The sequence below is a fragment of the Labrenzia sp. THAF82 genome (genome assembly GCF_009363435.1).
Taxonomy (GTDB): domain Bacteria; phylum Pseudomonadota; class Alphaproteobacteria; order Rhizobiales; family Stappiaceae; genus Roseibium; species Roseibium porphyridii.
The window spans coordinates 5,866,086-5,886,835 of the sequence record NZ_CP045354.1; the positions used below are offsets into that span (position 1 = coordinate 5,866,086).

Below are 20,750 nucleotides of genomic sequence, written 5' to 3' on the forward strand. Positions count from 1 at the left end.
GATGACAGATCCACTGAATGACCTTGTCCTGGATGGCCCGCGCCTTGATCCACTCTCAGGCAACACAGCCAGCCAACTGGTTGTCTTATTGCACGGGTATGGTGCAGACGGCAGCGATCTGATCGAACTGGGTCGAGCCTGGCAAAGCCTGTTGCCAGAGGCTGCTTTCATAGCCCCCAATGCTCCCGAACCTTTGCCTTTCGAGGCTTTTGGCGGGCGCCAATGGTTTGCCTTAACGGAACGCTCCTTGCACGAATACCGCATTGGAGCCGAGGCCGCGCAATCGATACTCGACAGATTTCTCGACACTGAACTCCGTCGGCATTCGCTGGATGTCAGCTCCCTCGCACTTGTCGGCTTCAGTCAGGGCACAATGATGGCATTGCAATGCGGATTGCGCCGAAAGTCTTCACCTTCCGCCATTGTTGGATATTCCGGCCTTCTGCCGGGCGCAGATCGCCTTGGCGAGGTGAGAACCAGCTGTCCCGTACTGATCGTGCATGGCACTGAGGATGATGTCGTCCCCTGCTATCACGCCGATACTGCACATGCTGCGCTCACCAAGGCAGGGATTGCGTGTGACTTGCACAAACTCGCCGGTCTTCCCCACAGCATCGACGAGCGCGGTCTGGCATTGGGCGGTCAATTCCTGAAGGAGCAGCTTTCCAAGACGTCTTGTCCGATACCAATTGGTTAATGGCCTGTTAACCCTATTGAGCGATCCTCTGTGCACCTTTGCCGGCCCAGAACGGGCCGGGAGCCGAGGATCCACGCACAATGCAGATTTCGATCGAAACCACCACCCAGAGCGCAAGTCTATTTTCAGCCAGCTTTTCGAATGGCGTCCAAGATGGCCCAAAAGGCCATGCTCACGGCCATGAAATCGGCCAGCGCAAGGGACAGCAGGCCGCACCGGCAGAAAGCCTTCTGGAAACTGCCAGCAAAAAGGCCGAAGAAGATGCGGTGGTGATTGCCGCGCTGCAAGCGGCCGTCGAAAAGGGCAAAGGTGAAGACGGGGAAGACGCCAAAGAGGGTGCGTTGGCAACCGTCGAGGACTATCAGAAAACAGCAGGCAAGCTGAAGGTGGCCCTGGGCGAAGAGACTGCAGGTCCATCGGCGTCTGTTGCCTATGAGAGTGCGACGATCTCGACGACAACAATTGAAGCGGAAATCGGCGGTGAGACCTTATCGGCTCAATTCGTCTCCTTCGAGCGGGTCTCCTTCGACAGCGAAACCGGGCTTTCCGTTCGCTCAGCCAGCGCCTCCACTATTGAAGGCGACTTTGGGGACAGCTCCTTCAGCTATCAGAGCGCGTCTGTGAGCGAGCTTTATGCGGGAAACAGTGAACAGGTCTCCAATCTCCTGGGAACCATTGCCTGATCGCTGCCAAGACTTTCATCTTATGAGCCGCAATTGACACAACACCAAGCCCCGCTCATTGGCGGGGTTTTTCGGTTTGACCTTGTAAAGTTTGTGTCGGCACGGACAAATGGTTGTCGGTCAGCAGCAACGGGAGACACGTGATGATTACCTGTTACATCAAGTATGAAATCGAACCGGCGAAGCTGAACGAATTTGAAGAATATGCGCGGATGTGGATCCCGCTGGTGGAAAAGTTCGGCGGCACACATCACGGCTATTATCTGCCGCATGAAAGCCCGAGCGATCTTGCGGTCTGTCTCTTTTCCTTCCCTTCCCTTGCCGACTACGAGGCCTATCGTGCCAAGAGTATGGAGGATGCTGACTGCCAAAAGGCATTTCGGTTCGCAGAAGAAACAGCCTGCATTCGGCGCTACGACCGCCACTTCCTGCGCCCGGTCACTTGAACGCGACAAAGCCGGACATCATACGCAAATGGCAAAGGCCCCGGACTTGACCCAGGGCCTTACACTTTTTCCAATCTCAGCCCAGCTTCATGCCAGCCGGACAGGAAAGACCTGCCAGATCATGCCTTCTTCAGGTAGGCGACCAGAACATCCAGTGCGGCCTGAAGGTCCGATTTGTGGATCATTTCAGTGACAGTGTGGATGTAGCGGGTGCCGACGACGATACCGACTGCCTTGGCACCGGCTGCGGCTTGCTGAGCGGCGGCGCCATCCTGGCCACCGGCGGCCAGCATCGTGCGCTGGAACGGAATTTTTTCTTTTTCCGCAAGCGCTTCAAATTCCTTCACCAGATCCCGGTCGGCAATGAAACTTGAATCCTTCACGTGAAGACCAAAGCCTGCGCCCTGAACCGTGGTTCGATCCTGCTCCGGAACGCCAGGTGTATCGCAGGAAAGGGTCGTATCGATGCCGAGGCCAATGTCGGGCTTTATGGCAAAGGATGCTGTGCGGGCACCGCGCAGACCAACTTCTTCCTGACAGGTGAAGGCTACGTGGATTTCACAAGCGTGTTTGACCTTGCCGAGCCCCTTGATCGCCTCAATACCCAGCCAGCAGGCAATACGGTTGTCGAGCGCTTTCGAGACGATCTTGTCACCGATTTCGATCAAGGGTTCATCCATGGTGACCATGTCACCGACCTTGACGACATCCTTGGTCTTTTCCCCAAGGCCCAGATCGATCACGAATTCCTTGGGTTCAGGGACTTTTTTGCGTTCTTCCGGTGAAGAAATGTGGATCGGTTTGCCGCCCGGGTTCATCACACCCTTGTAGTCCCCCTCATCTGTGGACACGAGCACGCGCCGGGAGAACAGGTTGCGAGCATCAAAACCTCCGACCGGCTGGACATGCGCGAAGCCCTTGTCCGTGACATGGGAGACCAGAAACCCGATCTCATCCATATGACAGAGCAGCATGACCTTCTTCGGTTCGCCTTTTTTCAATGCCTTGCGGCTGTTCCGCTTGCACAAAAGCGAACCCATGGGATCGACCGTCACTTCGTCGAAAAGATCCTTGATTTCGGCCTGGATCAAGTCGCGAACGCGGTGTTCGTGACCCGGTACACCCGGTGTTTCACAAAGGTTGCGGAGCAGTTCGATATTCATGGGGCATCCTGTCGGGGTTGATTTCCAGATCCGATCCTATGCCAAAATCCCCACACGGATAAAGAGCATAAGCGGCAAGAAACAGCGTAAAGCAGCAATTAGGACCTGTCTTTTTTGAAGATAATCTCTGCTACGCCTTAACCGATTGGTCGTCAAATTCGCAATTTCGAACCTGCAGTTTATGCTTTGCCATTGCGGTGTCGTATTTTATCGCGAAAAATTGTTCCTAGATAAAAAAGACGCCTATCGCTTTTGCGAAAAGACGTAGCCCCTTTCGATTAGACCACTCGGGGACGGATCATGGCCCAGAAAAGACGTTTTATTCTCTCTATAGATGGCGGCGGTGTTCGCGGCCTTATTCCATTGCGTATTCTCGAAACGCTTGAAAACAGGCTCAACCAGCGTGGCATCGGTGCAGGCTTACACAAAGTCTTCGACCTGATGGCAGGCACGTCTACAGGCGGCCTGATTGCCGCCGGTTTGAGTGCACCACGTCCTGGTGGCAACATGGGTGAAGCGGCAGCGACAATTGCCGAACTCAGAGCATTTTATGAACGTGACGCGCGTGATATCTTCAACAACTCGATCACGACCAGACTAGCGCGTGCCGTCACCAACCCTTACGGCCTGTTTGACGAGACCTATGATGCGCGGCCGCTTGAAAAACTCCTGAAGGAGCGTTTCGGATGGACTTCCATGGCCAGCGCACTCACAAAGCTGGTGCTGACAGCTTACGACATTGAACAGCGCAAGGCGGTGTTCATGACCAACGGGCTTGAGGAAAATGGCAGTCGTCCCGATGACTACTATTTCTGGCAGGCCGTGCGTGCGACCACGGCAGCGCCTTCCTTCTTTGAGCCGGCCAAGGTCGAGAATCTGACCCGCAAGCGAGATGAAGCTCTCGTCGATGGCGGAGTCTTCATGAACGACCCGGCCGTTGCCGCCTATCTCGAAGCGCGCAAGATCGGATGGGATCAGGATGAAATCGTTATCCTGTCGCTCGGGACCGGAAAAGCGCCTGAACGACCCTTCCCCTACAAGGAAGCTATCGGCTGGGGTGGCCTCGGCTGGATGCAGCCTTCAAAGGGTGTACCAATCCTGTCGATATTCTCCGACGGCCAGAGCCAGACTGCGGCCTATCAAGCGGCGCATCTCTTCGGCGACCTGCCAAATGTCACCTACTACCGGCTGAATGCGGAACTGGCGCCGGATGGCGAAGACATGGACAATGCCCGACCCGGCAACATCATTGCGCTCAACGGTGCAGCCGACGTCGTCATTCGTGACAATACGATATTCCTCGATGACCTTGCTGACATGTTGAAAGAGCACGCGGAAAGCAGGGAAACGGATGCAGGACCAACAGAATTAGTGCATGCTGCCTGAAGCAATAAGGTGGAACCGGGCGCCGGAAACCCCTCCGGTGTGCACTGGCTCCACTGAGGCATTGATGCACGAGGTTCCAAAGTGGTCATGGACTGGAGATCGGCAGCCAGCAATTTGAAGCCCGCGCTCATCGCTTGCGCAGGTGCTGCATTTTTCGTGCTGTCGACCCCGTCATTGGCGGCCGTTGTCCCTGTTCCAGCCGTCAAACCGACATCTGCTGAACAGACCGACGACACACCAAGTCTGAAGGTAATTGCGGGCACCCCGGTGCCCGCACGAAAGCGTGCCGTCCCTGAAGGCTACGTTGCCAGCAAACCTGAGCTGGTGCTTTACCCCGATTTCCCAGCCAAGAACTATTTCGGCGCTGCAAACGGTCCGGCGTCGTTAAAAGCCCGTGCCATAGGCTCCTATGCAAAAGGATGCCTTGCCGGCGGAACTGTTCTGCCTGCCGATGGTCCAACATGGCAGGCCATGCGGCTTTCCAGGAACCGCAACTGGGGCCATCCCGAACTGATCGCCTACCTGAAGGATCTTGCAGCAGATGCCCCAAAGGTCGGCTGGAATGGCCTTTTGGTCGGTGATCTGGCACAGCCTCGAGGAGGACCGATGCTGTCCGGGCATGCCAGCCATCAGATTGGCCTGGATGCTGACATCTGGCTCAGGGAAATGCCCAACCGGCGCTTGAGCACCGAGGAACGTGAACAGATTTCGGCAATCTCAATGTTGAAAGGTCCACTGGATGTGAAAGGTGCCGATCGCCGTGTCGACCTGAACAAATGGACCGACGTCCACGCCCGCCTGATCCGCCGGGCCGCCTCCGACAAGCGTGTCGCACGGATATTCGTCAATCCGACAATCAAGAAAGCCTTGTGCGAATTTGAAAAAGACCAGAACCGGGCTTGGCTTCGAAAGATCCGGCCTTGGTGGGGCCACCACTATCATTTCCATGTGCGACTATCTTGCCCGGCCGGCAGTGTTGGCTGCAAGAACCAGAACCCGCCACCGCCCGGCGACGGCTGTGGCGAACATCTGACCTATTGGCTGTCGGACGAACCCTGGGTGCCGAAGAACCCGCCCAAAAAAGGCGAGAAGCCGAAGGTGGTCAAGAAACGCCCGATGGCCCTGGCAGCCTTGCCCCGAGATTGCAGAACGGTGCTGAAAGCGAACTAGCCCACCGGAGCTGCCGCCTTTTCGTCGAGCACCTTTGTCAGGAATACCAGGTCCAGCCAGCGTCCGAACTTGGTTCCGAGCTGCGGCAAGCGTCCGGTGACCTCAAAACCAACAGCACTGTGTAAGGCAATTGATGCAGCGTTGTCGCCATCTACCACGCCGACCAGAACATGATATCCGTTTGCCGTTGCGGTTGAGATCAACTGCGTCAGAAGCTTGCGCCCAACTCCCCGCCTTTGCACCCTCGGATCAACATAGACCGTGTGTTCGGCCGTCAGACGATAGCCTTCCTTTGCACGGAAGGATCCGTAACTGGCAAAACCGGCGACGCTGCCCTCTTCCGTTTCCGCCACCAACACCGGCAAACCTGCCAGTTGACGATTTTCGAACCAGTTGAGGCGCTCTTCGAGGGTTTCTTCTCTTGTCGTCCAGGCAGCCGTTGTCTCTCTGACGGCATGATTATAGAGCGCGAGGATTTCTGGAATGTCTTTCGGGTCGGCGTTGCGAATTTTCATCATCGATCTCTTGTCTTTTTCGTGCGATTTTCCGCACTGCCCAGCCAACAAAACATAGTCGAGCACCGAAACAGTCACATCATGTTTCTAGCGCTCTTGCCGCCGTCAATTCACGTATTGACGGCGCTTTGCATTGAATGGTGCTTCAAGGAAAAAGTTGATCGTCAAAAAACCAACGGATTTCGGCGCTCAATGCCCTCAATCCACTAGGCGAAATCGAATTGCAGTGGTAAAGGGGCGGCCATGACGACGAAGACGCTTTCCAACATCAGAAACTTTTCCATCGTAGCCCACATCGATCATGGCAAGTCGACCCTGGCTGACCGACTGATCCAGATGACCGGCACCATGACCGATCGGGAAATGACCGAACAGGTCCTCGATTCCATGGATATCGAGCGCGAGCGCGGCATCACGATCAAGGCCCAGACAGTCCGGCTCGTTTACAATGCCAAGGACGGCGAGCAATACACGCTGAACCTGATCGATACTCCTGGCCATGTGGACTTTGCCTATGAAGTCTCCCGGTCGCTGGCTGCCTGTGAGGGCTCGTTGCTGGTGGTCGATGCCTCTCAGGGCGTCGAGGCCCAGACGCTTGCCAACGTCTATCAGGCCATCGACAACGATCATGAAATTGTCACGGTCCTGAACAAGATCGATCTGCCTGCCGCTGAACCTGATCGCATCAAGGAACAGATCGAGGACGTGATTGGCATCGATGCGTCTGAAGCCTGCATGATTTCGGCAAAGACGGGTCTTGGTGTTGAAGACGTTTTGGAAGCAATCGTTCAAAAGCTTCCGGCACCCAATGGTGATCCTGATGACACGCTCAAGGCGATGTTGGTCGACAGCTGGTACGATACTTATCTTGGTGTGATGGTCCTGGTGCGCATCATCAATGGCTCTCTCAAGAAGGGCCAGAAGATCAAGATGATGGGAACCGGCGCCTCTTATGACGTCGACAGGGTCGGCGTCATGACGCCCAAATTCCTTCAGGTCGAAGAGTTGAAAGCCGGCGAGATCGGGGTGATTACCGGGTCGATCAAGGAAGTGGCCGACACGCGTGTCGGTGACACGATTACGCTCGACAAGAAACCCTGCGATGAACCATTGCCGGGCTTCAAGCCTGCGCAGCCGGTGGTCTTTTGTGGGCTGTTTCCTGTCGATGCCAATGACTTTGAGGATTTACGTGCGGCGATGGGCAAACTGCGCCTCAACGACGCCAGTTTTTCCTTTGAGATGGAAACGTCTGCTGCACTCGGTTTTGGTTTCCGTTGCGGCTTCCTGGGGCTGCTGCATCTGGAGATCATCCAGGAACGTCTTTCACGCGAATTCAATCTCGACCTGATCGCGACCGCGCCGTCCGTTGTCTATCAGATGTCATTGACCGATGGGTCGGACGTTGAGCTGCACAATCCGGCCGACATGCCGGATATCGTCAAAATCTCCGAGATCCGCGAACCCTGGATCCGGGCCACCATCATGACACCAGACGACTATCTCGGTGGCATCTTGAAACTTTGTCAGGAGCGTCGGGGCATTCAGGTCGAACTGTCCTATGTGGGGTCTCGCGCCATGGTCGCCTACGACCTGCCGCTCAATGAAGTCGTGTTCGATTTCTACGACCGATTGAAATCAATCTCAAAAGGCTATGCCTCCTTCGACTATCAGCTGTCAGACTATCGGGCCGGCGATCTGGTGAAAATGTCCATCCTCGTCAACGAGGAACCAGTCGACGCGCTTTCGGTCCTGGTACACCGCAGTCAGGCCGACCGGCGTGGGCGGGCCATGTGCGAAAAGCTGAAAGAGCTGATCCCCCGGCACATGTTCAAGATTCCGATCCAGGCAGCGATCGGAGGCAGGGTTATCGCCCGCGAGACCATCTCCGCAATGCGCAAGGACGTGACCGCCAAGTGTTACGGCGGTGATGCCACGCGTAAGCGCAAACTTCTGGAAAAACAGAAGGCCGGCAAAAAGAAGATGCGCCAGTTCGGCAAGGTGGAAATCCCGCAGGATGCCTTTATCCAGGCCCTGAAGATGGAAGAGTGAGAGAGCTGCCGGTTCATTAGACTGTCCATGTGCCGGTGAACCGTCGGCTGCTTTCAAACGGTCGGGATCGTCGGCAGCTGCTATGTCACCCTCTAAATTCCGGGCCGCTCAAGCGGCCCGAAACGCCCTCAGGATCGCAGAACCGATTGCTGCTTTTTCCCGGCTGTAGAGGGTCATTCTGGTCTTGGGTAACTTTGGAAGCTGGTACTCTGCACCGATATCCCGGCAACCACCTGGTACGTTGCGCTTGTCGAGACAGGCTATGCCGAGGCCAGAGCTGACGGCCGCTTGAACCGCGCCGACACCCGTGCCGACAAAGGCGTCCTCAAACCCCACTCCTGCCGTGTTCAAAGCATTTGTGGCAAGCTGTCTCAATGCGCAACTGCTGGCCAACGCCACCAGCGGCAAGTTACTGCCCGCTTGCCATTGAAAGTCGTTTGAGGCCGTCCAGACGAGTTCTTCCTCAAAGGCTGTCTGACCCGTGACTTCAACATCTTCAAAGCGGACCAAGACGGCATTGAACAGACCCGACTTGTAGTCACTAAAAAGACTGCCAGAAAGCCCAACCGTTACGTGCCAGCGGCACTCCGGCAGTTCGTGACTGAGCTTCGCGATGATTTCTGGAAGCCGGGCTCCGGCTGCGTGGTCACTGATGCCCAATAAAACCTGTTTGGGGGTGTCCTTGCCGTTAGCCCGCGATATCACCCGATCGTGCAACGCAATCAATTCGCGCGCATCGTTCAAAAACCTTGCGCCGAATGCCGTCAGCTGAACAGATCGCGGAGACCGTGCAAGCAATGTATTCCCGAGCCGCTCTTCCAGCTTCTTGATCTTGACGCTGACAGCCGACTGGCTCGCACCGGTTAACAAGCCAGCCTTGGTAAAACTGTTGGTTTCTGCAACGCCAATGAAGGCCCGAAGAAGGTCCGGATCGAGATCAGTCATTTACCTATTATAAATTCGAATTATAAATATATCAAAGATTTGTTTCATTCATGATTACACGCCGATTAGCGTCCTCTTACAGCCATGAACACTAAGAGGTCGATATGCCGCTCACCCAGATTTCCATTCGTAAGGGCTCAAAAACCGAGACTCAAAAACGCACACTTTTCAATGAGATTTACTTATCCATGCGCGAGACGTTCGATGTTCCGGAGGACGATCGGTTCATGACCTTGACTGAATATGCCACCGAGGACTTTGACTTCGGCCGACACTACATGAATATCGCCCGGTCCGACGACCTGATCTTGATCCGTTTGACTGTCAGCAACACGCGGAACACCGGTCAGAAACAAGCACTCTTCAAGCGCATTGCGGACGGTCTGGTGCGCGAATTGGGCGTACGGCCGGAAGATGTGTTCATCAGTCTGGTCGAGACCAATCCGGAAAACTGGTCGTTTGGGCATGGCATAGCGCAATATGCGGAAAAAGCGCTTCCGACCTGAGAGATCAAAGGATACCGGCCTTAATGCTAATCAACGGCGACCACCTTGCCGGTAATCCCGCCTTCAACGCATTTGGCGTAGGCAAGACCAACCCTCTTGGACGATACGGGATCATGGCCCGGGAACCAGGCCCCGTATTGATCAGCGGAGACGTCAAGCAAACCCGGGCTGACCGCGTTAAGTCGCAGGTTTCGCGGCAAATCGATTGCAGCTGAAGTCACGAACCCACCCAGAGCTCCATTGGCGGTTGCCGCTCCCGTTCCCATCCGAACTGGGTCACGGTCCAGGATGCCGCTCGTCAACGTGAAGGACCCACCTTCGCGGACCGTCTCCAACCCGGACAGAACGAGGTTGATTTGAGTGAGCACCTTGTTCTCCAGACCAAAACGAAACTTATCTGTCGTCATGTCGCTCACGCGCCCGAATTCCACCTCACCGGCGGCCGAGATAACAGCATCGACGGGGCCGACTTGTCGGTACATTGCCTTGATACTGTCTCCAGAGGTCAAATCGACCTGAATATCTCCAGATGAGCGTCCGGCTGAAACGACATCATGGCGCGAAGCGAGCTCTGCATAAGCGGCTTTTCCAACGTCACCGGACGCGCCGACCAAAATGATCTTCATGAAAGGCCTCCTTCAATCTTTTTGTAGGTCGCAATCTTGTGGGCCAGCACTTCTTGGCATCGATCCAGATCGAGCCTCCGCTGGCGCAGACGCTTCTCATGTTTCAACAAGACATCTTTGCGCTCACCGATGGTGGTCTCGCCCTGGCGGTAGAGCGCCGCAAAACGCTGCATCTCCTTCATCGGCATTCCGGTTTTTCGGAGCCAGTACAGCAGTGTGAGCCACTCGATGTTCTCGCCCGTAAACTGGCGCAAGCCGTCGGGGCCGCGTTCAATTGCAGGAACGAGCCCGGATTTCTCGTAGTATCTGATAGTGTCCGCGCTCAAGCCTGACTTCGCCGATGCTTCCGATATCCTCATATCCCTCACCTGCTGGATTTGTAAAAATCCTACCGGGTTGAAGTCACTCCAAGTCAAGTGTGTCAGGCATGAAAAGCAAATCGGCTGCGTGTTGAGCTATCGGCAAAACCAGAAACGGCGCCGGAGGGGATCCAGGCGCCGTTTTCTGTGTTTCCAACCGACCCTTTCGGGTCGATCAATTTTGTATCGACCGGCGTTTCAGCCGGTCGGTTGCTGTTAAAGCCTGCCGAGTGGCAAGTCTGCCAATTCACGCTGGCTCATACGCTGGATCGCCGGATGGGAGAGCGGGTCGGTCCGATCGTAAGCGGAAGCTGGCCGTGCTCTGAATTGGCGTCGCATAAACAGTTTCATCATGAGTTTAAGTCTCCTTTTTATTGTTTTTCTCATCGCCAAATCCTTCTTTTGAATTTAGCTTGACTTCATATATATGCTCTGAATTTCTATAAATAAATCGACTTTTTGTGATTTTCAGTATAGTTTTTCTAAAATGAAAAATCTGAACTCCATACACTTGTCAGGCCTACGAGCTGTCGAAGCAGTTGGGCGTCTGGGCTCAATCAAAACCGCTTCAGAGGAACTTGGCGTAACGATGGGTGCTGTCAGTCAACAGGTTCAAAGGACCGAAGCCCAGCTTGGCGTTCAGCTTTTTGAACGGCAAAACCGTTTGTTGCTGCCAACGCCTCATCTCATGGCCATGCAACCACATCTCACGTCCGCAATGTCCTCGCTATCGACCGCGATCGCTACAACGCAAAGAGGTCGTGAAGATGCTCTAACGATCTCTGTCGCGCCTGTCTTCGCCGGCAAGTGGCTGGTCTGGCACCTGAAAAAATTCAACCGCGCATTCCCGGATGTGCGTGTCCGCGTCGAGGCGACCGTCGATCTGGTTGATCCGGACGCCAGCGATGTCGACCTGTGCATTCGTGTTGGTGAAGGACCCTATCCAGGGCTGAACGCTGAAAAGCTGTTGAACCAGCGTGTTTTCCCTGTCTGCAGCCCAGCATTGGCAGATCGGATCAAAGGCCCTGAAGACATCGGCCGTTTGCCCATCATTCGCGACCCGGGCCAGATGTTTTCCTGGCAGACATGGCTGGACCTTTTTGGTCTTAACGAGAGCATCCTTCAGGACGGGCCAACCTTTTCGGATGGCTCGCTTTGCCTTGACGCTGCCATTGCCGGCCAGGGGGTCTTTCTCGCCTGGGAAACGTTAGCCGTCTACGCTGTGAAGTCCGGCCAGCTTGTTTCCCCCTTTCCGCAAAGACCGGCAACCGGATTGGGGTACTGGCTGATCAGCGGCAAAAACGCTCCAAGAACCAAGGCGAAACAAGCCTTCGGGAACTGGCTCAAGGAAGAGCTGCAAACGTCGATAGGCCGACCGAAAGGGGCGGATGTGGTGGTTGATTAGTCTTGTGCAGGCGCGTGACCCAGCACTGTTAGGGTGAAAGCGGTCTGCGCCTGAATTCACCTTGCACCTTTTCCGCTTGCCTTCCCCCGTTCATTCGGTAAATTGGCGACCATGATTTACCGCATCGCACATACTTGCCGTTCCGGCCAAGCCAACGCTCTGCTGTCGCAGCCAGGTGCTTGTGTGCGTCTGCGTGAGCTGCAGGGCCCCGCTTGCGGGCGATTTATGCGCTAACGCGCTCTTCTTCCGGCGCTTTTCTTTTCACTCGGGGCTCACGCAATAATGCGTTTGAGGCCGTGGCATTGTGCGCCATTATTCGCTAAAAGGTCCCGACTTTCAGTTTCGACACAGATGCGCGCAACTCAGCGCGAACCGACCACCGAGCACGCATGTCCAATCTCGACACACTTGAATCCGAACTTCTGACCGCCATTGACGGTGCGGATGATGAAGCCACTCTGGAGGACGTCCGCGTCCAGGCCCTTGGAAAAAAGGGCAAGATTTCCGAGCAAATGAAGACGCTTGGCAAGATGACGCCCGATGAACGCCAGGTCATGGGGCCGGCGCTTAACGGCCTCAAGGCAAAGATCACTGACGCTATATCCGCTCGCAAGGATGTTCTGGCGGAAGCCGCTCTCGAGGCGCGCCTTGCAAGCGAAAAGGTGGATGTGAGCCTTCCGCTACGCCCGGCAGCAACCGAGACGGGCCGCATACATCCGGTCAGCCAGGTGATTGATGAACTCACGGCGATCTTCGCGGATATGGGTTTTTCCATTGCCGAAGGCCCGGATGTTGAAACCGATGAACTGAACTTCACCGCGCTGAACTTTCCGGAAGGCCACCCGGCGCGCGAAATGCACGACACGTTCTTCTTCAACGAGAAGGCCGATGGCGAACGGTTGCTCCTGCGCACGCACACCTCTCCGGTTCAGATCCGGACCATGCGGACACAGGAACCGCCGATCCGCGTCATCATTCCCGGACGAACCTATCGCTGTGACAGTGACCAAACCCACACCCCGATGTTCCACCAGGTGGAAGGTCTTGTCATCGACAAGGGCAGCCACTTCGGCCACCTGAAATGGGTCCTGCGCGAATTCTGCAAGTCGTTCTTCGAGGTGGATGACATAAAGATGCGGTTCCGGCCAAGTTTCTTCCCGTTCACCGAGCCGTCCATGGAAGTTGACATCCAGTGCGATAGGTCCGGCGGTGAAGTGAAAATCGGCCAGGGCGAAGACTGGCTTGAGATTCTAGGCTGCGGCATGGTGCATCCGAACGTCATCCGCAACTGCGGCCTTGATCCCGATGTCTATCAGGGCTTTGCCTGGGGCATGGGTATCGACCGGATAGCCATGCTCAAATATGGCATGCCGGACCTTCGGGCCTTTTTTGACGCGGATGTGCGCTGGATACAGCACTACGGCTTCCGCCCGCTTGACCTGCCGACATTGTTCGGCGGGTTGTCGAGTTAATCTTCTGGACCTTTGGGGGGCGATCATCCATGTCACTGCTGACCCGGCTCTTTCTCGCTTTAGCGCTTTCGTTCGCAGCTGTTTTGCCAGCTGCAGCGCAGACCACCGACAAGGACGCGCGCGTTCCAACGCCAACATCCTTTTTGGAAGCCTGTGCTGAAAAAATCGAAAGCCGTGGGCGACTGCGGTTCTGCGATACCTATTTTCGCGACAAGCTCGGAACGGAAGCCGATTCGCTGCTGTATCTCAGAGACCGCATCACCCGCCTGAGAGCGAGCCATGAGGCAAGTTCCACGGAAAAGTATCAGAGCTTTCTTCAGGCGATTTATATCGTGGCCTTTCTGACCATCGCCTCGATCGTCCTGATTGCAAGCGACCGCCGCATCGGTGGCACTGCCAAATGGGCGGGACTGACAAGCACCGCGGCTCTTCTGGTGATGGTTGTGATCGTCGCCATGGGCTGGCTCGGAAAGTACCGCGCGGAATATGCGGCTCAGTTTGAGCTCGGCATCCTTCGCGACCGGATCGAGACGGAAGCAGCGCAGGCAATCGCAACCGGCAATCAGATCACGCCGGACATGGTGCGTCGCTGGACCGAGGACTTTTCCGACATCGGCCGCCGCTTTGCAGTGAGCTATGCCGACGCGACGTTGCTGCCCGAAGTTCACCGACTGAGTAACTGACGGGCAACTTGACCAGATTTGCGGCCCACTAGCGCCGCATGACCGATTGAAGAGTAAAGATTATGAAATTCACCTTGTCCTGGCTCAAGGACCATTTGGACACCGACGCCAGCCTGGAAGAGATCGTGGAACGTTTGACCATGATCGGCCTGGAAGTTGAAGAAGTCACCAACAGGGCCGACAGGCTGAAGCCGTTCAGGATTGCCAAGGTTCTGGAAGCTGAACAGCATCCCAATGCCGACCGTTTGCGCGTTCTGAAGGTGGACACGGGCGAAGGCGACCCGATCCAGATCGTTTGCGGAGCTCCCAATGCCCGTGCCGGACTGGTTGGTGTTCTGGGGAAACCCGGCGACTATATTCCCGGTCTTGATGTGACGCTGTCCGTCGGCAAGATCCGCGATGTCGAGAGCTTTGGCATGATGTGCTCCGAACGTGAGCTGGAGCTTTCGGACGAGCACACTGGCATCATCGATCTGGCCGAAGACGCCCCGGTCGGCATGAGTTATGCCGAATGGGCAGGCCTTGACGAACCGGTCATCGAAATCGGCCTGACCCCAAATCGCCCGGACTGTACCGGCGTTTACGGCATTGCGCGCGATCTGGCAGCTGCCGGCCTCGGTAAACTGAAAGAACGCAGCCACGAACAAATCCGTGGCGGATATCCTTGTCCCGTCGATATCTCGCTCGACTTCGGCGACACCAAGGCGATGTGCAAGGCGTTCGGCCTGCGTATGGTCAAGGGCGTCAAAAACGGCCCGTCACCAAAATGGCTTCAGGATCGTCTGACGGCTATCGGCCTTCGACCGATCAACGCGCTCGTCGACATGACCAACTACATCACATTCGATCAGGGTCGCCCGCTTCACGTTTTTGACGCGGACAAAGTGCACGGCAATCTGGTCGTCCGCCGCGGTAGGACGGGTGAGAAGATCGATGGCCTCAATGGCAAATCGTACGACGTCGACGACACGATCTGCGTCATAGCAGATGATAACGGCGTGGAGAGCCTCGGAGGCATTCTCGGCGGCGAACCGTCCGGATGTACCGAAGACACCGTCAATGTGCTGATTGAATCGGCCCTTTGGGATGAAGACGATATTGCCGCCACGGGCCGGAAGCTTGGTGTGAACACGGATGCGCGGTATCGCTTCGAGCGTGGCGTCGACCCGGACTACATGATGCCCGGCCTTGAATATGCGACACGCATGGTGATGGATCTTTGTGGCGGAGAAGCTTCAGAGGCGACCCAGGCTGGCGCTGTACCAGACAGCACGAACATCGTTGATTTCCCCTATTCGGAAGTGAAACGTCTCGCCGGCGTTGAATTCTCGCTTGCAGAAATCAATCTCGCGCTGAAGTCCCTTGGCTTCTGGATTTCCGGCTCCGGTGACACCGTGAAAGTGGCAGCACCGAGCTGGCGCCCGGACATTGAAGGCAAGGCCGATCTGGTTGAAGAAGTGGTGCGTATCATCGGCCTCGACCGGGTGCCGTTCACCCCGTTGCCACGCACAGGCACCGTGAACCAGAAAGTGCTGACGACAAGCCAGATCCGCCGCAACAGGGCCCGTCGGGCGCTTGCCGCACGCGGGTTCAACGAGGCTGTGACCTGGTCATTCATTTCGGCTGAACAGGCAGACCTGTTCGGCGGCGGAGTACCGGAGCTGGCACTTGCCAATCCGATCTCGCCGGAGATGTCGGACATGCGCCCCAGCCTGCTGCCGGGTCTGCTGGCTGCTGCCCAGCGCAATGCGGATCGTGGCTTCGGCGATGTGGCCCTTTTCGAGGTCGGACAGGTGTTTCTGGACGACACGCCAGAGGGACAGAAGATGGTGGCGAGCGGCGTTCGTCGCGGGACCGCAAAACCTCAGGGGTCAGGTCGGCACTGGTCAGGTGCTGCATCGAGTGTTGATGTCTTTGATGCCAAGGCGGACGCCGAGGCAGCATTGGCGGCCATTGGTGCCCCGGTCGAGAGATTGCAGGTTTATACGGATGCTCCTGACACCTTTCATCCGGGACGGTCAGGCTGCCTGAAACTCGGCCCGAAGAATACACTGGCCGTTTTCGGAGAAATCCATCCGCGCCTCCTGCAGAAGCTCGACATTGAAGGTCCGTTGGTCGCCTTCGAGATCTATCTGGAAGCCCTGCCACAGCCAAAAGGCAAAGGTGGGCGCTCCAAGGGTGCATTGAACGCAAGCGATCTGATGCCGGTGCGTCGTGATTTTGCATTCCTGGTCGGCAAGGACGTTGTTGCGGAAACACTGTTGAAGGCAGCCCGTGGTGCGGAAAAGAACCTGATCAGCGACGTGACCCTGTTTGATGTTTATGAAGGACAGGGCGTGCCGGAAGATCAAAAGTCGGTCGCGATCGATGTGATGCTGCAGCCGCGCCAGAAGACCCTGACCGACGAAGACATTGATGCTGTCGCCAAGAAGATCATCGCCAATGTCGAAAAAGCGACTGGCGGGACACTCCGCGGCTAATTTGCAAGGTAGCAGACGCTGCGCGGTCCGCCGCGTAGCGTCACAGGAACGTCTGCCATTGCCGACAAGGCCGAACTATTTGGCCTAGTTGTTGTTTTCGCGCGGCTCAACGCAGACACTGACACCACAGTGCATCGTGTCCTTGGTCGGGACGGTCGTCGTCCTTACATTCTGCCCGGGAAAACACTGATTGCGGCTGGCGACATATCTGTCGAATTTGACCGGGCCGGATTTCAGATTAATCGCGCCGAACCTGTTGATGAGGTCTGTTGTCTGCGCGCATGTGAGCTGCGTCGTATCCGGTTGCCGTCGTGTTTGTGCCTCTGTTGAAGATGCGGCCCACAAAGGCGCAAGCAACATGCTCACTCCTACAGCCAAAGACCCTGCACTTTTTTGGTGTTTTTTTGTATTTTTCCCGCGCATTGCAAGGCCTTTCCTGATCTTTCAGGCAAATAATACTATTCAAATGAAAATGATTACCCGAGGTGGATCATCCCTTTTCATATTTGTGAAAAGGACAGGAAATGCAATGCCGCTGTGGCATTGAGCAGTGGTTATAAAGTCAATTCGGCTTCGGGGTGCCGTTTTTGAACGGTGCTCAGCCCGTCACCTGTTGTCTCTGTTTTGAAAACATCTGAAGCCGACGGCACATTTGGGATTGTCTTTTGTAGGTGCATATCTCGCTCGGAGCGAGTTTGACCGGGACTCGCAAAATCCGGCGTTCGCAACAAATTTATCGAAGGTGGTCGGACCGGTTGTCATGACGACACTGCCGCTATCCTTCACCAGAGACTGCGCCTGAAAACAGGTCAATTGGCGCGTATCCGGTCTTCCGGTCTGCGCCATTGCGGTGGCAGAAGTCTGCAGGATGAGAAAACCACTCACAAAACTCCCGATCGTCTTCATGACGCAAGATCTGTTGGCTTCAAAAGCCATCTTCCCTCCTTCAAATGCTGCAAACAGCGTCTATCGATTGAATTCAAACGGGCTGGCACTGTCGCAGCGCTGCACTGTGCACCGCCGTTTGTCCTTTGTCGGAATGTTGGCACGCACCAGGAATTCGCCCCGCTCACAGAAGTTCCGGTTGGAGACATATCGGTCGAACGTGTATTGACCGGTGCTCATGACAACGGCCCCGCGCTGGTTGATCATTGACTGCGCCTGTGAACAGGTCATGGATGTCGACAAGGGCCTTCTTGATTGAGCCTCGGCGTCCAGAATTGTGGGTAGCAAAAGCGCCGTTCCAGCGATGGCAATCGCAAAACACTTTCCCGCAGCGGCGGCTGGAAACGAAACTGAAACTGGTCGCATCTCTAGAGTCCTGGTTGGTTTGTCCTCTTGATGAGATGGCGTCAGGCCTGTTGCTGTCAAGCTCCGCAAGAGTGCTTAGATGTCGCCCGATTTTAACACCAGAATCTGGTGCAGCCCGGGTGAGATCATTGGGAGGCCAGCAGCAAGAAGGTCCCGGCAGGCTTTCTCGTCTTTCAGAATCGGATATGCTTTGCTTTCCCTTTTCGCCGATTGGTATCCCGAATGACAAATGCAGAACGAACTCCCGACTGGGATCGGTTGGGCGACCCTTATGCGTCAACCGAAGAAGAGCGGCTCGCCGCTCTGGTCGCAATCCTTCAAGCGATCCCGCATGTGATCGACATTCTTGCCGCGGTGCGCGATCTCAAGCTGCCGGACGCCTGGCTTGTTTCGGGAGGTATCTATCAAACCGTCTGGAACGTCATGACGGGTCGTCCGGTCCTTCATGGCATCAAGGATTTCGACATCATCTATTTTGACGGCAGCGATCTTTCCTATGAAGCCGAAGATACCGTCATCAAAAGGGTCAACAGAGCCTTGCCGGACCTTGCTAACCTTCTGGAAGTCAGGAACCAGGCCCGGGTACATTTGTGGTACGAGCAACGGTTTGGTCGGCCTTACCGGCCGCTTGATTGCGCGATGGACTCCCTGACAACCTATGCCGCACGCACGCACGCGGTTGCAGTCTGCATAAACGAAGACGGAACCCTGAAACCATACGCTCCCTTTGGACTTGCCAATCTTTTCGGCATGCGTCTGGTGCCCAATTATGTGCAACCAAACGAAAAGACCTATGTTGAGAAAGCAGATCGCATGAAAGAGTTGTGGCCTGAGCTAACTGTCTTGCCTTGGACAGGGTGAGGGCAACCCGACCTCAAACTGCCAATCACCACTTGTCATCTTTCGTTCAACCGGCCTTGCGTGTTTCGTGCACAGCATCTGAAGCGCTAACATCGCTTGGTTGTGATGCTTGCCTGGTCAAAAGCCTTGCCCTTACAAGGCCGCGCACGGAATTGCCGACGAACATCTCATCGGCCGTTTCCAGATCTGCCGGTCTAAGATCAGCTTCAAAGGCAAGGCCGCGTTCGAGGAGCCCTGCACGGAAAGTTCCCGGCAGCAGACCATGCCTCAGAGACGGTGTCATCAACCGGCCGCCCTTCTTGACAAACAGCGTGGTGTAGCTGCCCTCGGTCAGAAACCCCATTTCATTTTCAAACAGAACTTCCTGACAGCCTGTCTCTGCCTGATAACGCGTTCTGGTCTCGTCATAGAACGCGCGGTGCGTGGTTTTGTGATAGAGGAACCGATTGCTTGGATCGATTGTCTCACTGGCCAATACAAGATTGAAGACGGTTTTCTCGTCTACCGGCGTCAAGTCGGTAGCAGTGACGGACAGGTCACCTTCTGCACTGAGCAGCAACCGCACACGCATGGGCCCAGCATATCCTCTTGCACCTGCAGCAAGGCTGGATCTGATTTCCGCCTCGTCGAAGGGAAAGCCGAAATAATTTGCGGATTTCTCGAGGCGCTGCAGGTGACGCTCCAGCAACAAAAAGCCATCCGCAGGATCAAAAGCCAGTGTCTCCAACAATTCAAAGTCAGGGAGGTCTTCGCTCATGAACCTGAGTTTCAAGGCGCATTCATCATATTCCGGTGCAGCGCCGGACTCAAAAACAACACCGGACCCCGTTCCGGCCACGCCCGTTCCATCATCGCGCAGTTGAAGCGTTCGGATTGCGACGTTCAGCCGGAAATCACCACCGGGCTTCAGATATCCAATGGAGCCGGTGTAGACGCCCCGTGGACCAGACTCCAGATCATCCGCGATCTGCATCGCGCTCAATTTGGGCGCCCCAGTGATGGAGCCACATGGAAAGAGACGGCTGATGATATCGCTAAAACCGACATCGGGCGGAACACGCGCCTCGACTGTCGACGTCATCTGGTGAAGACTTAGGTAGCGTTCAACTTCGCACAGTTTCGTCACACGAACAGAGCCGGTCTCGGAAATGCGCGACAGATCGTTTCGCATCAGATCAACGATCATCGTGTTCTCGGACCGTTGTTTCGGATCTGAGGCCAACTCTTTGCCAATCCTCATGTCCTCGGAACCCGATCTGCCCCTTGGGGCGGTGCCCTTCATCGGTTTCGTGCGAAGACGAGTTCCACTCCGTTCAAGAAAAAGCTCCGGCGACAAGGACACCACCGTCCTGTCGTTCATCCTGACAAGCGCAGCAAACTCGACAGGTTGTCTTCGCATGAGATCCAGGAACAGTCTTTCAGCACAGCCCTTGTGCGTGAACCGGGCACGCATCGTCAGATTGACCTGATAGATATCGCCTTGGGCCAGATGCTTCTGAGCACGCGAAAACGCCTCTTCGTATTGCGGCCGGCTCATGTCGAATTGCGGAGCTGTTGTCTCCGCCCCCTGCCCTGCAGCGATACCGGCAAGAAAGGCTCTGGCTTCATCAAGGCTCAGCTCGGAAGGGGCATCATAGAGTCCGAACCACATGAGCGGTTCACCAGTTTCGACAAATCGGTCCCGCAGCTTTTGTTCAAAGGCAAAACCAAGCTCATATGCCAGAAAACCAGCAGCATAGCTGCCGTCTTGCTGCGCGGTCTCGAGCCTCGACAAACAGTCGGGCACGTCTTCCAGACGCGTGCAGGAGACAACTTCAAAGGGCTTTTTGAACAAAAGCGCGGACTTCTGCTTGAGGAGATCAACAAGCAGGATTGATCCTGGCTGCAACGCATTCGCTGACATCTGGATGGGCCGGTTCTGGAACTGCTCAAGACACTTGAGACAAGTGTGTCACGCATTTTGGGCGCGAATGTCTCATAAGAAGCGGCTCAT

At 55.7% G+C, this 20,750-nt stretch carries 21 protein-coding genes; 12 read left to right on the plus strand and 9 right to left on the minus strand.

The genetic code is table 11. The features are described 5' to 3' along the window. Nucleotide 1 precedes the first annotated feature (1 nt). The 3 genes from FIV00_RS26955 (at nucleotide 2) to FIV00_RS26965 (ending at nucleotide 1,826) form a co-directional block, all read left to right on the plus strand. Nucleotides 2–697 (plus strand): alpha/beta hydrolase, encoded by a 696-nt coding sequence (locus tag FIV00_RS26955; RefSeq protein ID WP_152503602.1) that lies wholly within the window; start codon nucleotides 2–4, stop codon nucleotides 695–697. 80 nt (nucleotides 698–777) lie between these two features. After that, on the plus strand, nucleotides 778–1,380 hold the full coding sequence (locus FIV00_RS26960) for a hypothetical protein (RefSeq protein WP_152503603.1): 603 nt from the start codon (nucleotides 778–780) through the stop codon (nucleotides 1,378–1,380). Between the two features lie 143 nt (nucleotides 1,381–1,523). After that, nucleotides 1,524–1,826 (plus strand): NIPSNAP family protein, encoded by a 303-nt coding sequence (locus tag FIV00_RS26965; protein ID WP_152503604.1) that lies wholly within the window; start codon nucleotides 1,524–1,526, stop codon nucleotides 1,824–1,826. A gap of 119 nt (nucleotides 1,827–1,945) precedes the next feature. Here FIV00_RS26965 and FIV00_RS26970 read toward each other — a convergent pair whose 3' ends face one another. Continuing rightward, a complete protein-coding gene (locus FIV00_RS26970) occupies nucleotides 1,946–2,989 on the minus strand; it encodes a M42 family metallopeptidase (protein WP_152503605.1) in 1,044 nt (347 codons plus the stop codon). Nucleotides 2,990–3,289: 300 nt separating this feature from the next. Here FIV00_RS26970 and FIV00_RS26975 point away from each other — a divergent pair, with 300 nt between their 5' ends. Beyond that, nucleotides 3,290–4,375, plus strand: coding sequence for a patatin-like phospholipase family protein (locus FIV00_RS26975; protein ID WP_152503606.1), 1,086 nt, complete (start codon nucleotides 3,290–3,292; stop codon nucleotides 4,373–4,375). An 87-nt stretch (nucleotides 4,376–4,462) separates the two neighbouring features. Next, nucleotides 4,463–5,545, plus strand: coding sequence for a penicillin-insensitive murein endopeptidase (gene mepA / locus FIV00_RS26980; protein ID WP_152503607.1), 1,083 nt, complete (start codon nucleotides 4,463–4,465; stop codon nucleotides 5,543–5,545). On the opposite strand, the gene FIV00_RS26985 is transcribed toward mepA, so the two are convergent. Beyond that, nucleotides 5,542–6,063 (minus strand): GNAT family N-acetyltransferase, encoded by a 522-nt coding sequence (locus FIV00_RS26985; protein ID WP_247649292.1) that lies wholly within the window; start codon nucleotides 6,061–6,063, stop codon nucleotides 5,542–5,544. The two genes, mepA and FIV00_RS26985, sit on opposite strands and share 4 nt — an antisense overlap. A 240-nt stretch (nucleotides 6,064–6,303) precedes the next feature. On the opposite strand from FIV00_RS26985, the gene lepA reads away from it, so the two are divergent. Then, a complete protein-coding gene (gene lepA / locus FIV00_RS26990; protein ID WP_152503608.1) occupies nucleotides 6,304–8,109 on the plus strand; it encodes a translation elongation factor 4 in 1,806 nt (601 codons plus the stop codon). Nucleotides 8,110–8,217: 108 nt separating this feature from the next. On the opposite strand, the gene FIV00_RS26995 is transcribed toward lepA, so the two are convergent. Continuing rightward, nucleotides 8,218–9,054, minus strand: coding sequence for a LysR family transcriptional regulator (locus tag FIV00_RS26995; protein WP_152503609.1), 837 nt, complete (start codon nucleotides 9,052–9,054; stop codon nucleotides 8,218–8,220). Nucleotides 9,055–9,158: 104 nt separating this feature from the next. On the opposite strand from FIV00_RS26995, the gene FIV00_RS27000 reads away from it, so the two are divergent. After that, nucleotides 9,159–9,560 carry a tautomerase family protein gene (locus FIV00_RS27000; protein WP_152503610.1) on the plus strand — a complete coding sequence of 134 codons (402 nt, stop codon included), beginning with the start codon at nucleotides 9,159–9,161 and terminating at the stop codon, nucleotides 9,558–9,560. 26 nt (nucleotides 9,561–9,586) lie between these two features. Here FIV00_RS27000 and FIV00_RS27005 read toward each other — a convergent pair whose 3' ends face one another. The 3 genes from FIV00_RS27005 to FIV00_RS30005 form a co-directional block, all read right to left on the minus strand. Further along, a complete protein-coding gene (locus FIV00_RS27005; protein ID WP_152503611.1) occupies nucleotides 9,587–10,186 on the minus strand; it encodes a short chain dehydrogenase in 600 nt (199 codons plus the stop codon). Continuing rightward, the gene (locus FIV00_RS27010) at nucleotides 10,183–10,545 is read right to left on the minus strand and encodes a MerR family transcriptional regulator (RefSeq protein WP_152503612.1); all 363 of its coding nucleotides are present in this window, start codon (nucleotides 10,543–10,545) and stop codon (nucleotides 10,183–10,185) included. The genes FIV00_RS27005 and FIV00_RS27010 overlap by 4 nt, the downstream gene beginning before the upstream one ends. Before the next feature lie 216 nt (nucleotides 10,546–10,761). Beyond that, nucleotides 10,762–10,899, minus strand: a complete 138-nt coding sequence (locus FIV00_RS30005; protein WP_173006180.1) for a hypothetical protein — start codon at nucleotides 10,897–10,899, stop codon at nucleotides 10,762–10,764. Nucleotides 10,900–11,032: 133 nt separating this feature from the next. Here FIV00_RS30005 and FIV00_RS27015 point away from each other — a divergent pair, with 133 nt between their 5' ends. The 4 genes from FIV00_RS27015 (at nucleotide 11,033) to pheT (ending at nucleotide 16,585) form a co-directional block, all read left to right on the plus strand. Next, nucleotides 11,033–11,950, plus strand: coding sequence for a LysR substrate-binding domain-containing protein (locus tag FIV00_RS27015; RefSeq protein WP_152503613.1), 918 nt, complete (start codon nucleotides 11,033–11,035; stop codon nucleotides 11,948–11,950). Between the two features lie 389 nt (nucleotides 11,951–12,339). Then, the gene (pheS, locus tag FIV00_RS27020; protein ID WP_152503614.1) at nucleotides 12,340–13,422 is read left to right on the plus strand and encodes a phenylalanine--tRNA ligase subunit alpha; all 1,083 of its coding nucleotides are present in this window, start codon (nucleotides 12,340–12,342) and stop codon (nucleotides 13,420–13,422) included. A gap of 29 nt (nucleotides 13,423–13,451) precedes the next feature. Next, nucleotides 13,452–14,105: a phenylalanyl-tRNA synthetase subunit alpha gene (locus FIV00_RS27025; RefSeq protein WP_152503615.1), complete on the plus strand. Its 654-nt coding sequence runs from the start codon at nucleotides 13,452–13,454 to the stop codon at nucleotides 14,103–14,105. Between the two features lie 62 nt (nucleotides 14,106–14,167). Beyond that, nucleotides 14,168–16,585 carry a phenylalanine--tRNA ligase subunit beta gene (pheT, locus tag FIV00_RS27030; protein WP_152503616.1) on the plus strand — a complete coding sequence of 806 codons (2,418 nt, stop codon included), beginning with the start codon at nucleotides 14,168–14,170 and terminating at the stop codon, nucleotides 16,583–16,585. 84 nt (nucleotides 16,586–16,669) lie between these two features. On the opposite strand, the gene FIV00_RS27035 is transcribed toward pheT, so the two are convergent. Together FIV00_RS27035 and FIV00_RS27040 are read right to left on the minus strand one after the other, a co-directional pair. Then, nucleotides 16,670–16,945, minus strand: a complete 276-nt coding sequence (locus FIV00_RS27035) for a hypothetical protein (protein ID WP_152503617.1) — start codon at nucleotides 16,943–16,945, stop codon at nucleotides 16,670–16,672. A gap of 606 nt (nucleotides 16,946–17,551) precedes the next feature. Then, complete coding sequence (locus FIV00_RS27040; RefSeq protein ID WP_152503618.1) at nucleotides 17,552–17,896, minus strand: hypothetical protein; 345 nt, start codon at nucleotides 17,894–17,896, stop codon at nucleotides 17,552–17,554. A gap of 222 nt (nucleotides 17,897–18,118) precedes the next feature. Between FIV00_RS27040 and FIV00_RS27045 the strand changes: the two genes are divergently transcribed. Continuing rightward, nucleotides 18,119–18,757, plus strand: coding sequence for a nucleotidyltransferase family protein (locus FIV00_RS27045; RefSeq protein ID WP_152503619.1), 639 nt, complete (start codon nucleotides 18,119–18,121; stop codon nucleotides 18,755–18,757). A gap of 46 nt (nucleotides 18,758–18,803) precedes the next feature. On the opposite strand, the gene pabB is transcribed toward FIV00_RS27045, so the two are convergent. Beyond that, on the minus strand, nucleotides 18,804–20,660 hold the full coding sequence (gene pabB / locus FIV00_RS27050) for an aminodeoxychorismate synthase component I (protein WP_152503620.1): 1,857 nt from the start codon (nucleotides 20,658–20,660) through the stop codon (nucleotides 18,804–18,806). Nucleotides 20,661–20,750: the final 90 nt, after the last annotated feature.

Bases quoted from the DNA above. Each gene is read 5' to 3' on its own strand.
- pheS (WP_152503614.1), top strand. From the start codon at position 12,340: ATGTCCAATCTCGACACACTTGAATCCGAACTTCTGACCGCCATTGAC.
- lepA (WP_152503608.1), top strand. From the start codon at position 6,304: ATGACGACGAAGACGCTTTCCAACATCAGAAACTTTTCCATCGTAGCC.
- pheT (WP_152503616.1), top strand. From the start codon at position 14,168: ATGAAATTCACCTTGTCCTGGCTCAAGGACCATTTGGACACCGACGCC.
- FIV00_RS26995 (WP_152503609.1), bottom strand. From the start codon at position 9,054: ATGACTGATCTCGATCCGGACCTTCTTCGGGCCTTCATTGGCGTTGCA.
- FIV00_RS27000 (WP_152503610.1), top strand. From the start codon at position 9,159: ATGCCGCTCACCCAGATTTCCATTCGTAAGGGCTCAAAAACCGAGACT.
- FIV00_RS26955 (WP_152503602.1), top strand. From the start codon at position 2: ATGACAGATCCACTGAATGACCTTGTCCTGGATGGCCCGCGCCTTGAT.
- FIV00_RS26965 (WP_152503604.1), top strand. From the start codon at position 1,524: ATGATTACCTGTTACATCAAGTATGAAATCGAACCGGCGAAGCTGAAC.
- FIV00_RS26985 (WP_247649292.1), bottom strand. From the start codon at position 6,063: ATGATGAAAATTCGCAACGCCGACCCGAAAGACATTCCAGAAATCCTC.
- FIV00_RS26975 (WP_152503606.1), top strand. From the start codon at position 3,290: ATGGCCCAGAAAAGACGTTTTATTCTCTCTATAGATGGCGGCGGTGTT.
- mepA (WP_152503607.1), top strand. From the start codon at position 4,463: ATGGACTGGAGATCGGCAGCCAGCAATTTGAAGCCCGCGCTCATCGCT.
- FIV00_RS27025 (WP_152503615.1), top strand. From the start codon at position 13,452: ATGTCACTGCTGACCCGGCTCTTTCTCGCTTTAGCGCTTTCGTTCGCA.
- FIV00_RS27035 (WP_152503617.1), bottom strand. From the start codon at position 16,945: ATGTTGCTTGCGCCTTTGTGGGCCGCATCTTCAACAGAGGCACAAACA.
- FIV00_RS27010 (WP_152503612.1), bottom strand. From the start codon at position 10,545: ATGAGGATATCGGAAGCATCGGCGAAGTCAGGCTTGAGCGCGGACACT.
- pabB (WP_152503620.1), bottom strand. From the start codon at position 20,660: ATGTCAGCGAATGCGTTGCAGCCAGGATCAATCCTGCTTGTTGATCTC.
- FIV00_RS27040 (WP_152503618.1), bottom strand. From the start codon at position 17,896: ATGCGACCAGTTTCAGTTTCGTTTCCAGCCGCCGCTGCGGGAAAGTGT.
- FIV00_RS27045 (WP_152503619.1), top strand. From the start codon at position 18,119: ATGACAAATGCAGAACGAACTCCCGACTGGGATCGGTTGGGCGACCCT.
- FIV00_RS27005 (WP_152503611.1), bottom strand. From the start codon at position 10,186: ATGAAGATCATTTTGGTCGGCGCGTCCGGTGACGTTGGAAAAGCCGCT.
- FIV00_RS26960 (WP_152503603.1), top strand. From the start codon at position 778: ATGCAGATTTCGATCGAAACCACCACCCAGAGCGCAAGTCTATTTTCA.
- FIV00_RS30005 (WP_173006180.1), bottom strand. From the start codon at position 10,899: ATGATGAAACTGTTTATGCGACGCCAATTCAGAGCACGGCCAGCTTCC.
- FIV00_RS26970 (WP_152503605.1), bottom strand. From the start codon at position 2,989: ATGAATATCGAACTGCTCCGCAACCTTTGTGAAACACCGGGTGTACCG.
- FIV00_RS27015 (WP_152503613.1), top strand. From the start codon at position 11,033: ATGAAAAATCTGAACTCCATACACTTGTCAGGCCTACGAGCTGTCGAA.